The organism is Nonomuraea sp. SYSU D8015 (assembly GCF_008065375.1).
Taxonomy (GTDB): domain Bacteria; phylum Actinomycetota; class Actinomycetes; order Streptosporangiales; family Streptosporangiaceae; genus Nonomuraea.
On sequence record NZ_VJYI01000055.1, the window covers coordinates 1 to 11,889 of the forward strand.

The 11,889-nt window shown below is 67.6% G+C and carries 11 protein-coding genes and 3 pseudogenes; 5 read left to right on the forward strand and 9 right to left on the reverse strand.

Features of this window, described 5'->3' with window-relative positions; all coding sequences use genetic code 11:
* Positions 1 to 58 precede the first annotated feature (58 nt).
* The 4 genes from ID574_RS58930 to ID574_RS58945 all read right to left on the reverse strand — a co-directional run bounded on the left by ID574_RS58930 (position 59) and on the right by ID574_RS58945 (position 4,021).
* The gene (locus tag ID574_RS58930) at positions 59 to 1,585 is read right to left on the reverse strand and encodes a multicopper oxidase family protein (RefSeq protein WP_223168220.1); all 1,527 of its coding nucleotides are present in this window, start codon (positions 1,583 to 1,585) and stop codon (positions 59 to 61) included.
* A 259-nt stretch (positions 1,586 to 1,844) separates the two neighbouring features.
* The gene (locus tag ID574_RS58935; RefSeq protein ID WP_223168221.1) at positions 1,845 to 2,243 is read right to left on the reverse strand and encodes a universal stress protein; all 399 of its coding nucleotides are present in this window, start codon (positions 2,241 to 2,243) and stop codon (positions 1,845 to 1,847) included.
* Positions 2,244 to 2,492: 249 nt separating this feature from the next.
* Positions 2,493 to 3,338, reverse strand: coding sequence for an aminoglycoside adenylyltransferase domain-containing protein (locus ID574_RS58940; RefSeq protein ID WP_188197811.1), 846 nt, complete (start codon positions 3,336 to 3,338; stop codon positions 2,493 to 2,495).
* 440 nt (positions 3,339 to 3,778) lie between these two features.
* Positions 3,779 to 4,021, reverse strand: a complete 243-nt coding sequence (locus ID574_RS58945; RefSeq protein WP_188197812.1) for a tyrosine-type recombinase/integrase — start codon at positions 4,019 to 4,021, stop codon at positions 3,779 to 3,781.
* Between the two features lie 86 nt (positions 4,022 to 4,107).
* Here ID574_RS58945 and ID574_RS63365 point away from each other — a divergent pair.
* The 4 genes and pseudogenes from ID574_RS63365 to ID574_RS58965 all read left to right on the forward strand — a co-directional run.
* Positions 4,108 to 4,284 (forward strand): annotated as a pseudogene (locus ID574_RS63365) (DUF6192 family protein); the annotation flags it as partial.
* Between the two features lie 67 nt (positions 4,285 to 4,351).
* Entirely contained in the window at positions 4,352 to 4,600 is a 249-nt protein-coding gene (locus ID574_RS62235; RefSeq protein ID WP_188197814.1) for a DUF6192 family protein, read from the forward strand.
* A 16-nt stretch (positions 4,601 to 4,616) separates the two neighbouring features.
* Positions 4,617 to 5,099 (forward strand): hypothetical protein, encoded by a 483-nt coding sequence (locus tag ID574_RS58960; protein WP_223168222.1) that lies wholly within the window; start codon positions 4,617 to 4,619, stop codon positions 5,097 to 5,099.
* A gap of 91 nt (positions 5,100 to 5,190) precedes the next feature.
* Positions 5,191 to 6,027, forward strand: a pseudogene (locus tag ID574_RS58965) (IS5 family transposase); the annotation flags it as partial.
* 847 nt (positions 6,028 to 6,874) lie between these two features.
* On the opposite strand, the pseudogene ID574_RS63370 reads toward ID574_RS58965, so the two are convergent.
* Positions 6,875 to 7,060, reverse strand: a pseudogene (locus tag ID574_RS63370) (erythromycin esterase family protein); the annotation flags it as partial.
* Between the two features lies 1 nt (position 7,061).
* Positions 7,062 to 7,808, reverse strand: coding sequence for an erythromycin esterase family protein (locus tag ID574_RS58975; RefSeq protein ID WP_188197817.1), 747 nt, complete (start codon positions 7,806 to 7,808; stop codon positions 7,062 to 7,064).
* A gap of 376 nt (positions 7,809 to 8,184) precedes the next feature.
* On the opposite strand from ID574_RS58975, the gene ID574_RS58980 reads away from it, so the two are divergent.
* Positions 8,185 to 8,733 carry a DUF1707 SHOCT-like domain-containing protein gene (locus ID574_RS58980; protein ID WP_188197818.1) on the forward strand — a complete coding sequence of 183 codons (549 nt, stop codon included), beginning with the start codon at positions 8,185 to 8,187 and terminating at the stop codon, positions 8,731 to 8,733.
* Between the two features lie 617 nt (positions 8,734 to 9,350).
* Here ID574_RS58980 and ID574_RS58985 read toward each other — a convergent pair.
* From ID574_RS58985 to ID574_RS58995, 3 genes are all read right to left on the reverse strand, one after another.
* Positions 9,351 to 9,962: a hypothetical protein gene (locus ID574_RS58985; RefSeq protein ID WP_188197819.1), complete on the reverse strand. Its 612-nt coding sequence runs from the start codon at positions 9,960 to 9,962 to the stop codon at positions 9,351 to 9,353.
* Positions 9,962 to 10,528 carry a hypothetical protein gene (locus tag ID574_RS58990; protein WP_188197820.1) on the reverse strand — a complete coding sequence of 189 codons (567 nt, stop codon included), beginning with the start codon at positions 10,526 to 10,528 and terminating at the stop codon, positions 9,962 to 9,964. The genes ID574_RS58985 and ID574_RS58990 overlap by 1 nt, the downstream gene beginning before the upstream one ends.
* Before the next feature lie 1,080 nt (positions 10,529 to 11,608).
* On the reverse strand, positions 11,609 to 11,889 hold a 281-nt coding region (locus ID574_RS58995), incomplete at its 5' end, for a transposase (protein WP_188197821.1).

Genomic DNA, 11,889 nt, shown 5'->3' on the forward strand with positions numbered 1-11,889 from the left:
GCCGCTGCGCCCCTAAGCACGGCGGCACCTCGAGCGGGCCGGCTCGACGTCGGTGGGATCAGTCGTGGTGATGCGTGGCCTCGGCCGGGAGTGTACGCGGGACCTGCTCCTCGGTCCCCGGTTCGACGACGACGAACTGGCCCATCATGCCCTTGTCCTCGTGCCGCAGGATGTGGCAGTGGTACATGTACGGCGATGCGGGGTCGACGTAGCTGCCGAACGAGACCGCCAGCCGGGCCTTGGCGCCCTTGGCCATGAAGACGGTGTCCTTCGGCCCCCGCTGGTATGCCGGCGGGGGCGCGCCGTTCATCTCCAGGATCCGGAAATGCACCTCGTGGATGTGGAAGTTGTGCGCGTATGAGGTGTTGTCGATCTCCCAGATCTCGTGCGCACCGGCGGGTACGACCTCGTCGATCCGGTTCATGTCCATCTCTTTGTCATTGATCTCGGACCCGGAGAGCTTGAAGGTACGCACCCGGGCGGCGGCCGGCGGCGGGATGGCGGGTACCCCGCCGAGCGCCGAAGGCAGCGCGGCCGAGGAGGCCAACTGCGGCGCGGCGACAAACTTCATCAGCGCGAAATCGTCTTCTTCCGGGTCGCCGGCCTCCCGCGCCGTCTCGCCGATGCTGTTGAGGACGACCTCCTCGCCCGGGGCGAACCGCACCACGATCTGCGCCCGCTCCCCGGGACTTAGCTTGACCCGGTCGACTTCGGCGGGCCGCTCCAGCAGCCCGCCGTCGGTGCCCACCACGTGGAAGGCGCGGTTGCCGGCGAACCCCACGCGGTACACCCGGGCGTTGGAGGCGTTGAGGATCCGCAGGCGCACCGCCTGCGTGGTGACCTTGAAATGCGCGTCGAGCGTGCCGTTGACCAGGATGCTGTCGCCCAGCAATCCCCAGGTGCCGCCCTCCACGCCGCCCTCGTCCAGCCGGCCGTCGCGCTCGAATCTCTTGTCCTGGATGATCAGGGGGACGTCGTCGACGCCGTACTCGCGGGGCAGCTCCGGCTCCTTGTCGTCATCGATGATGATCAAGCCGGCCAGGCCGCGGTAGACGTGCATGGCTGTCTTCTCGTGCAGGTGCGGGTGGTACCACCCGGTCATGGCCGGCTGGTCGACCGTCCACTCCGGACTCCAGGTGGCGCCGGGCTCGATCATCTGGTGCGGGCCGCCGTCCATCTTCGCGGGGACGCGCATGCCGTGCCAGTGCAGGGTGCTGGTCTCGCCGAGCCGGTTGGTCACCCGCATGCGCACCTTGTCGCCGCGGGATGCCCGCAGCGTGGGACCGAGGTAGGCACCGTTGACACCCCAGGTCTCGGTGGTCTTGCCCGGCAGGAACTCCGAGCGGCCCCCGCTCTGCATGGTCAGCGTGAACTGCTTCACGCCGTCCGCGCCCACCTCCGGCATGAGGAGCGGCGGAATCCGCAGCGCGTTGCCGAATCCGGCCCTGCCGCCGGAGGGGCTCTCGCCGCGGGAGGGGCTGTCGCTGTCGGAGGGGCTCTTGGATCCGGCGCTGCAGGCACCGGCCAGGCCGGTGGTGGCCGCACCGGACAGGGCCGCGAGGAGGAGAAAATCTCTACGCTTCACATCAACAAGGGTTTCGCGCTCCAGCGCGAAACGATCTCCGGAGCATCCCCGAAAGACCCCTGACTTCGTGAGCTTCAACCCACAACCCCAGAGGTACACCGCATCGGGCCCGGTACGACCAGAGGTGTATTTCCTATGCACGTTCAAGCAGATAGGCGTGAAGGTGCATGCGCGTGTCGGGCGAACCCGAACGGCTACTCCGGAGAGCGGGACCACGACGGGAAAGCTGACATGATCGCCATCGATCGCTGGCCTGGCACTACCCGACGCGCCAGGCGTGCACCACCCGCAGCGTGCTCCCCCGCAGCTTGGCCTGCTGAAAGGCGTAGGCGAGCGCGGGCTCGCACTCAGGCGAGTCGTCCACCCCGGCCACGATCTCCCCGCGCACCGGCCGCAGATCGCCCCGCACCACCACGACCGGGCAGTGCACGTGACCGGTCACGTGCAGGCTGACCGACCCCAGCAGCGCGCCTGCGAACCCGCCTAGCCCGCGGCTGCCGACCACCAGCTCGGTGGCGTCCTTGGCCTGCTCGCGCAGAACCACGGCAGGCGTGCCTTCGACGTTCTGCGTCTCGACTTCCACCGTGGACGGCCAGCGCGAGGCGGCGATAGCGCGGAGTGGTTCGCCTCCTTCGGGCCCGGTGAAGGCCCTCGTCAACGCTGATCCTGTATGTGTGTAAGCGATCACTGATTGACGTACGCTGCCGAGGCTTGCCTCGGCCACCGCGGCGGCCGCCGGCGACGGGATGATCCGGCCAGAGGGCTATGCGAGGGCGCATCGTGGATCGCTTGTCGCCAAGACGATCGCAATACCCTCAAGAGCAGTGGAAGCTCAAGCCTTCAGGCATGCGTGACCGCGCGGCTTCTCGTAGACGAAAGAGAGGGTTTCCGCGTGGCGGCACGGCCCTCACTCCGCCCTGGCCGCGTGCTGTAGGGCGTGGGCGGCGAATGCCCGCAGGGTATCGGCGTCCCACGCGTGGCCGTCGGTCTCCCGTTCCTCAAGTGAGACCGGTCGAGCGCTGCGATAGCACGCGAGCGCCTGCTTAACGATCGGCCGATGGCGTTCGGGCAGTTCCTCCAGGGCCCACAGGGCTCCCTCCTCCTTGCTCAGTACGGTGCCCGGGGGGCTTTCGAGCATCGCGATCACGCGGCACGCGTTGAGTACCCCGTAGTAGGGGGATTCCAGCAGGCGATCATCCTTGAGCGCCCACGCCAGGTCCTCGAGAACGGCGGCCTTGTAGTCGGACTCCGGCACCGGCGCGAAGATGTCCTGCGGCGACTCCCCGATTAGGGTCACGCCCCGGCTACGTGTCACGGTGATGTGCGCGGCCAGGTCCGGATCGGCCTGATGCCGGTCGTTGTAGTCCATCTGGCCGAGCAGGATCCGCTCCGTCCACGCGGCGGAATAGTGCACCTCGTAAGGTCGCGGATGCTCGTGTGCTCGCGCCTGTCGGCGGGTCAGGATGGACAGTTCCAGATCGCCAGTGATCGGCCGCCGGTCGCTTCGCATGGCCAGGGCGAGGGAGGTGTGCTCCCGTTGCCGGTCGTTGAGCGGCTCCTCGACGACCAGGAGCAGGTCCAGGTCGCTTTTGGCGCGGTAAAAGCAGCCCATCGCCAGGGAACCGTGCAGATAGGCGCCGACAAGTGGGATGCCGACGGCCGCGGGCGTGCCGGTCACATACTCGCGGACATCGGCGTCGCAGTCGTCCCACGACTGGGCGCGGTCGGCCGGATGAAGGAAATCGCTCAGCACTCCAGGGAACCTATGGCGCCGACAGTCGGCGTATCAACCCTTTAATCCGCAGGTTCTGCGTTCGCGTCCTGGGTGTTCTGCGCCAGCGGCCCGCCGTGCAAATATATGTGCGCGCCCGTACGGTCAGCGATCAGAGGAGATCACGAGCTCTCAAGTGGGAGCCACCCTGGGAGCCACCGGACTGGACGATCACGAACGTTGGCGGACTACTGCGGACGTTGCAGTCTTCAGCCACCTGCCCCGCGAACACGTCTGAACGACATTGAAGATCGTTGGGGACCTTGTAAACAGAAGGTCAGGGGTTCAATTCCCCTCGCCAGCTCTGTAGCAGGAAGCTCCTGAACAGGCACAACGCAGTCAGGGGCTCTCTATTTGTCAGGACAATTTTGAGATCTTGCTAACACCCTTGCTAACAGCGGTGGCTCCCCGGTGGCTCCCATTCAGCCGTTGATGGCCTTGGCGAAGACATCGGCAGCTGTGGCCGCCTGCTCATAGATGACGTGGGCGTATACGCGCAGGGTGATCGCGGGGTCGGCGTGCCCAAGGCGCGCCGCGACGACGTGAACCGGAACGCCAGCCAGGAGCAGCGTCGTGGCGTGGATGTGGCGAAGATCGTGCAGGCGAGCGTGGGGGAGGTGGGCCTTCGGGTTCTGCCTGTTGTGGGTCTCGATGAGTTTGGGCATCAGAGAACTGGGCGTATCGGGGAACAGCAGGTCTCCCCAACCGGTCGTGAAGACGTAGGCGCTGGACCCCGGACGCCGCCAAGCGGGTGGTCGGCTTCCAGGTCGACCACCCCTTCACCGTCAAGGAGAAGGTCGAGGCCGTGCACGAGCTCGCGGTCGATGAGCAGGTGGCGGCCAAGGTGGTCACCGACCTGCTGCATCGGCCGGACGTGGCCTTCAAGGCCATGGCCGACGACACCGCCAAGCAGATGGTCAACCGCGCTCAGGTCGACCACGCCTTCCAGGGGATGGAGCGGAACATCGAGCCGGTGGTCCCGATCCTGCGGGAGGGTGGTGCGCCCGCTGCAGTTCGTCGACCTGATCGCCGCCTGCGCGCTGTTCGTCTCCTCCATCGAGCGGGCCATGCCGCAGCTGCACGGGCACCGCTTCACCGTCGAGGAGCAGGAGGCGGTGCGCGATCGGCTGCGCCAGGTCCGCGCGGCGGCGGACTGGGTCGTGCACGCGATCGAGACCGGCGACACGACGCTGGAGGAAAGCCTGGCCGCGCTGCTCCGCAATCCCGGCCCCGATCCGGCGTGAGCAGGCACCGCACGCCATGCCCGCCTCATCAGGTCAGGGCACTCCAGGTCAGGGCGACCCCGACCGGCGCTCCGGCCGGCGCGGCGGCGGACAGCGGGCCCGGTTGCCCGCCAACGTCTGCGGTGAACGCGTCCGGGTCGCGCTGATGGAGGCCCGCCCCGCCGGACTGACGCTCAAGCAGCTGGCAATCGCCACCGGCATGAGCGTCTACTACGTCCGCAAGGGCCTGCTCTGGATCAAAGACACCGCCGCGATGGAACAGCTCACCCCGCTGACCTGGACGGCGAAAGAGGGGTTCCGGTTTCCGCCCGACCCCGCCGACTGGATCGCCTACGAGCGACGCCAGTTCCACACCGAACTCACCCGAATCACCCGGCTGATCACCGCGACCATCGCCCCGCACGCCTCCGCGCGCCCGGGCGACAAGGCCGCCCGGATCATGCTGGCGCAACTGGAAGGGGTCCGTGCGACCTTCGAGTCGCTGGTCACCGGCCAATAGCCGGCCCCCTGCCCTGCTGTTTCGCCTGGGCTGACCGCACCCAGCCCCCCTTCTTCCTCATCTTCCGCCGGGACAGAACCGGGGCTCTGCCATGCGCCGACGCCGTTACCCCTCCGACACCAGCCCAGCCGAGTGGGCGCTGATCGAGCCGCTGCTTCCGCCGCCCGCCTGCCATGGCCCTTTTGGCGGGCGCCCCGAGGTGCACCCGCGCCGGGAGATCGTCGATGCCATTCGCTATGTCTGCGACAACGGGATCAAGTGGAGGGCCCTGCCGTCCGATTTTCCGCCCTGGTCCACGTGTTACAAGTGGTTCGCCAAGTGGGCCCGCACCGGGGTGCTGACCAGACTGCGCGATGCGCTGGCCGAGCAGGTCCGCCAACGCGCCGGGCGCTGCGCCCGGCCGGTGACCATCATCGTCGACAGCCAGTCCGTCAAGGCCGCCGAGACGGTCGCCAAGGCTGATCGCGGCTACGACGCGGGCAAGAAGATCAACGGGACGAAGCGTCACATAGCGGTCGATACGCGCGGGTTGCTGCTGCACGCGATCGTCACCCCGGCCGACCTGCAGGACCGGGCCGTCGCCCGGGACATGCTCACCCGGCTGCGCCTGCTCCACCCTCAGCTCACCTTGGTTTGGGCCGACTCCGCCTACGGCGGTGAACTGGTCGAATGGGCCCGCACCCGGCTCCGCCTGACCCTTAAGATCGTCTCCAGGCCACGCGACCAGCCCGGCTTCGTCGTCTTGCCGCGCCGCTGGATCGTGGAGCGCACCTTGTCGTGGATCATGAGGGCGCGCAGGAACTGCCGTGACTACGAACGCCTGGCCACGCACAGCGAGGCCTTCCTGAACTGGACAGCGATCACCCTGATGACCCGGCGGCTGACCCGCAAGCGCCCCTCCCGGGCCCAGGCGCCGGCCGCGGCCGCGCTGGCCGCCTAGCTTGGCGTTACGTCTAAGCGTCACACCGTGACGCCTGGCGAACGCGTGACGGATAACGAACGCTACTGGCTCGCTCGCGCCCGCAGATCGGCCAGCCACTTGGGCACCTCGCCCCGCCGCTCCCGCCAGGCCGCGGTGCGGCAGCGCCGGCTGCAGTACTTGGCATCGGCGCGCTTTTGCAGGCCAGCCCACCACGTCCGACCGCACACCGGACAGCGCGATCGCGGCCGCCGCTGCTGAACCTCCCGGATGGTCGGGCCCCGGCCGACGCCCTGGGCCGCGAGCTCCTCCACCGCTGCGGCGTATTCGGCGCTGGAGCGACGCAGCTCGCGCCACTGCTGGGCGCGGCACGCGGGCGAGCCGTACCGCCGCGACGACCGGGCCTGCTCCGGCAGAGGCAGACCGCAGTTCGCGCACGTCCGGACCACCGCACGCCGGTTCACGCCACCGATTGTCGCAAGCCCACGAGCTGATCGCCGCCCTGGAGTAGCTCGCCTGCCCCACTACCTCAGCCCTGGCACGCGGCCGCTCCGCGAACGACCTCAACTCTCGGCGCGTTTCACCACATAATCGGTGCCGGTGGTCCGTGACACGTGCGCGATGGCGTCGAACGCCTCGAACACGGGCATGTCCAGGAAATAGTCGGCCATGCGCGAGTGCTGGAAGGACGCCGCGTCGTTGATGTGTGGACGGGCCGCGCGCAGATCGGCGAGCGTCCAAAGCCGGTCGGTGGGAAACGCGGCCTCGATGCTGCCCTCGGCGGGCGTGGAAGCGGCGCGTCGTACCAGGCGCCCTGGGGCCGCTCCGGGGTCGGTTCCCCCAGCGTGGTGGTGCGGCCCAGGCTCGACGTGACGCCGATGGCCCGGTAGTCGTCTCCCAGAGCGGCAGCGAGGTGAGCGCCTGTCGGCAGGAGCGGATTGCCCTGGCTGTCGGCCGCCGGTGTGCGCTGGATGTGCCAGTTGTGCGCCGCCAGCACCCCGCGCGTGCCGCCCTCCACCAGGCGCAGCACGGACTCGGCCATGTTAGACGTCACGAAACGTCGAGGCGGACTCGAAGCCCTCCTGGGCGTTGGCGCGATGGAGCTGGTCGAGGTACCAGGCGCCGCGTAGGTGCCACATGGCCGTGTCGTGCTCGGCCCCGTGGCCGTGGGCGCGTTGGACGAGAGCCAGGCGCTGCAGGTGCCCCATCAGCCGGCTCAGGGCGCTGGTGAGCAGGTCCTGCTCGCCAGGGTCGAGGCTCTGGTAGCGGCCGAGTGCCGTGAAGGTCACCGGGTCGTGGAAGCGCTGCGCCACGCTGAGCGCCTGTTCCAGCGCCGCAAGCGCCTTCGGGGCGGCCCAGCGCACGTAGTCGGCCACCTCCTCCAGCGCGGGCAGCGGCGATGCCGCGGCCCCGGGCAGGTCAGTGCCCAGGCACCGCAGCGGCGGCTCTGCTGTGGTGTGGTTCCGCTCTCTCAGCCAGGTCAGCGCCTCGTGCATTTCCTGGCATTGGCCGAGTGACAGGGCGATACCGTCTGCTGCGACCTGCTCCACGGTCCCGGGGCCGCCGCGGACCCAGCCGTCCAGGACCTGCCCCTGGGTGAACGGGGCCTCCAAGGCGTACACCTCGAAACCGCACCGTTCAACCAGGAACCGCAGGATGCGGTGACGTACCTGGTAGAACTCCCGGATGTGGTGGGAGCTCTCGCCAAGCGCCACGACGCGCGCGCCGCCGACGATGTCGCGCAGCGGTTCGAGGTCGTCCACTGGGAACTGGAAGTCCAGGGTTTCCAAGGCACAGGCACATCGCTGGCCCAGCTGGCGAAACTCGTCTGGCGGCTCGTTTTCACGTTCATGCCCGACAGCGTTTCGTGGTGGGCCTGCCATGGTCGTCATGCCTGAGGAGGGACTTGAGGGTACGACTGGCGGAGCAGACGCGTTCCTGATTACGACATTGGAAGTATCCAGGTGGTCCGTATCCCTTGCCGGAACGCGTGTCCCTTCCGGATGAGGTTGGCGGCCGGGACGGGTTCTGGCCTGCGGCCCGACATCTTAGTCTGAACGGTTTCGAGCGGAGTTGTTCAGGTCTTTCTGTCGGCGAGAGGACTCAAACGTCCGGGGTACATGAGAAGTTCTCCCCATAGGTCGCGAACATCGGAAAGATGGCCGTATGGATCCGGAAGCCCGTGCCTCCGACCGGGACCGGGAGACAACCGTCGTACGCCTCCAGCAGGCGTATGTCGACGGCCTCCTGGCCTCGGAGGAGATGGAGTCGCGTGTCGAACGCGCCCTGACCGCCGTGTCCCATGGCGACCTTGCCATGTTGACGGCCGACCTGCCCGAACGCCCCGGCGAGGTGGTGACCCTCACCGCGAAGGCCGGCAAGATCGTGCGTACCGGCCAGTGGCGGGTACCCCGGGTGCTGCGCATCGAGTCCGAGTTCGGCGACCCGCGCCTGGACCTGACCGAAGCGGAGATCGACTACCTGGAGATCACCCTGGATCTCCACCTGACGTTCGGCTCCGCCCACATCACGTTGCCACAGGGCGCCAGCGCCGACACCGACGAGGTGGACTGCGAGTGGGGCAGCGTGTCGTCCGAGGCCCCAGGCACGGCGCGACCGGGCCTGCTGCATGTGCGGGTAACCGGCAGACTCGGCTTCGGCAAGGTCCGCATCAGCTACCGAGGGACCACAAAGCGCCGCTGGTTCACCCGCTGAGGCGAATCAGAGGGCGGTCTTCCACGTCCGCGGTGACTACGAGAGCTGGCGCCAGGACCACCTCGACGCCGACCCGCCTCGGCCCGACTTCTGGCGCGCCAACGCTGACACGTTCGACTGGGGGCGGCCACTGACGCTCCGCGACAACGGTCCCGACGCCAACGCAGGTTCGAGATCCCCGCCCACTACTCAGCGCAGCGGAGCCACTGACATCTCATGTCGCCGTTACTGTCATTCCGGGGCTCTGGATCTCGGGGTCGCTCAATAAGCATTCTGCCCAAAGATCAGAGCCGAAGGCGAACTCCGACAACTCAACCTGAACACCGACACGAGCGCCGACAACGACACGCGGACACCGACAGCTTCAACTGCAAGCGACAACGCGAATCCAACTGATTCAAGATCAACGGTTCGGGAACAGGCACTAACCGGTGAGGCGGTGATGGTCCCTCTCCCTCGGCGGATACCTCTCGGTGCTTGGCGTCGCGCTCCGGTACGCGGCAGCGCGCCAAATCGGTGATGGGCGAAGATCCCGACGACATCCCCGCCCCATCGGCCGCGATCAACCACCATCTCTTGATCATCAGGCTCGCTATACGGCGGCACGCCGGAGGGAATCACTTTCGGCGCAGGACCTCGCGGACGTCGGCGGCGATCTTGGCCACCACCGCGCGCTGGCCTTTCTCGTCGGCCATGATCGGCGAAACACTCAACTCGACGACCACGAGGAGGACGTCGTCCACACCATCGAACTGCACGCGGATGCCGGACGGCTCCTCCTTCGAGTGGACCGACCCCTGGTCCCAGCCGTCGGCCAACGCCTGCGGCCGGTCCCCCGTGCGCAGAATGCTTTCGTGCGCCCCGCGGGCCATCTCCGGCGTGTCGGAGATCGCGGCGTGGACGATCAACCTGGCCGCCCCGCGCTCGGTCGCAGGGTGGTAGACGCACAGCTGCTGCCAGCGGCCAGTTTGTCCCGGTTCCGGGATCGGGCTGCCCTTATCCACCTCCAAGAGCAGTCCCGCGACCACGGGAGCGGTCACCGTCACGTCGACCTTGCCGCAGAGCCCGGCCACCGGCGCGAACTCGGCGACCGGACGATCAGCACTGCCGTTCGAGCAAGCCATCACCATGAGCACGGTGGCGACGGCGATGGAGAGCAGTCGGCCGGTGCCCCCGACGAGCCGGTCCGCCGGTGCCCGCCGCGACCTGCCCGCCGATGCGATATCCATCAACTCGCACCGGGCGGAGGCGGGAACAGGTCCGGACGATAGTGCCAGGTATTGGCCACCAGTCGATTGTGCGGATTGACCGGACCGGCGAGGCTGAAAGGAATGGCGATCTCATATCTACCTGTGGCCGGATCCCGGCGCTGGGAGTACACAACTTCCGCCTCGCGGCGCGGCATCTCCGCCGGCAACACACGGGTACCCCACCCGATGAGTCCGGCCGAGGGGTGGATCGGCTGCCCGAGCGCCGCGATCTCACGGGCGGCGAACCCCACGGCGCGTGCCAGCAGCGTCGGCGCCCGTCCTCCCTGCAGGTGCACGATCGACGTGATGTCCTCCCAGCGCATCCGCATCTGCAGACCCCTGTGGTCCCGGGCATGCACACCGACCGGAGAGATCAGCACGGTCGTCGCCCTGAACACGCGCCGCCGAAGGGACAGAATGAGCCACACGAGCGCGGCGGCCGTCCCCGGCGGAAAGAGAAGCATGATCAATCCGGAGAGGGGGCCGTCACCGCCGATTGCCTCCCCCACATAGAGCCCCGGTACCAGCGAGATGAAGCAGATCATGAAAAGAGGGAAGGCCCACGGGATGAGGAATGGTACCGCTACGCTGGGCGTGAGTTTTGGATGAAGCACTTCGACGCCGGGGTCGCCAGGTGACGGCCAAACAACCTCACCAGATGAGCCATCGGGGCCGGTGGGACTGGAGGGCTGGGTGTCGCCCATGGTCACACTCCGCAGTCCAACACTGTTGAAATTGCGGCGAGCCTAACGAAACCATTCCAGTGGCCTCAACCCCAGCGCTGGCAGTATGGCACGCCCGGCACAGCCCGCAAGAACGCAATAAGGCCAAAGTGGTGATGGGGCGCGATAAGGCGGCCATACCGGCTGGCCGAACGAGCACAGGCACATGTCAGGTCGGCGCCGGCCACCTCAGCCCATCGCCGTTGGGGGCGGCTGTGTCCTGAACCTCTCTGTCAAATCAGCCTCGTATGGCAAGCAAACTCCTCTCCTCAGCTCGCCGGGAATGCCCGGCTCTGCCGGCTCAGGACGTCTCGACGTAAACGCTCATCTCGATCGCTCCCGGCCTCAGGACAATGTAGTCATCCTGCGCACGCGGCTGTTGCAACAGAGCCGGAAGTCCAGGCCTGCCTGGTGATGAAGACGGCCATGAAGGTCAATGGCGCGACTGTCGACAGCGACATCGAAAATCCGCACACAACACAGAGAGGGAAAAAGCACGAACTTGCCACGAAGCGCGACCATTGCAACAGCATTCGGCCTCGCCACCTGTTCATGGTGGCCGTTGCACCTGCCGCTCAGTCCCATACAGCCAGCGTCGACGCGAGCCGGGTTTTTGCGAATACGTGGGTGCCAGCAGCCACACCTCGGCCATCACGCAGAAGAACTTCGGCAGTTGCGCGGGCCACGCCCGGCTGCGGGGGCAGGATCACGAACGGGAACACAGCCACCACCGGCAACTAGCCTCGATCTTTCGTGATCAAGGTGTGGTCGGCTAAACGGTCCGGCTGAAGGTCGAATTGCGTGGTGTGGTCAGCACGCCGGCCCGGCTGTCGCGTCGGGTGGGCGGGGTTCCACGGGCCCTCGGGTGTTCCCTTTCTTGGTCGCAGGGACAGCCTGTGGCGATCAGGTCGGGGCCGGCAGGGCTTGCAGGCGGCTCAGGGCGGTGAGGATGTCGTGGGCCCAGGGCCATCGTGCGGCTATGCGCAGGTGCAGACGGCGGCCGCCGCGCACCAGCCGTCCGGCCACCGCGAACAGCCGCAGGCGCAGGCGTTTGGGCTCGTAGCTGTGAGCAGCGGTGCCGGGCAGCGCCAGCATCTGCATCCAGGCCAGGAGTTCGCAGGCCAGCGCGACGAGCTCGCACCAGATCTGGTTGCGAGCGAAGTGGTGCAGCGGCAGGTTGGCCA

What these genes read in the sequence shown, in the direction of transcription:
- ID574_RS58945 (WP_188197812.1), bottom strand. Translation starts at nt 4,021, where the DNA reads ATGCCCAAACTCATCGAGACCCACAACAGGCAGAACCCGAAGGCCCAC.
- ID574_RS58960 (WP_223168222.1), top strand. Translation starts at nt 4,617, where the DNA reads ATGCCCGCCTCATCAGGTCAGGGCACTCCAGGTCAGGGCGACCCCGAC.
- ID574_RS58980 (WP_188197818.1), top strand. Translation starts at nt 8,185, where the DNA reads ATGGATCCGGAAGCCCGTGCCTCCGACCGGGACCGGGAGACAACCGTC.
- ID574_RS58985 (WP_188197819.1), bottom strand. Translation starts at nt 9,962, where the DNA reads ATGGATATCGCATCGGCGGGCAGGTCGCGGCGGGCACCGGCGGACCGG.
- ID574_RS58990 (WP_188197820.1), bottom strand. Translation starts at nt 10,528, where the DNA reads ATGATCTGCTTCATCTCGCTGGTACCGGGGCTCTATGTGGGGGAGGCA.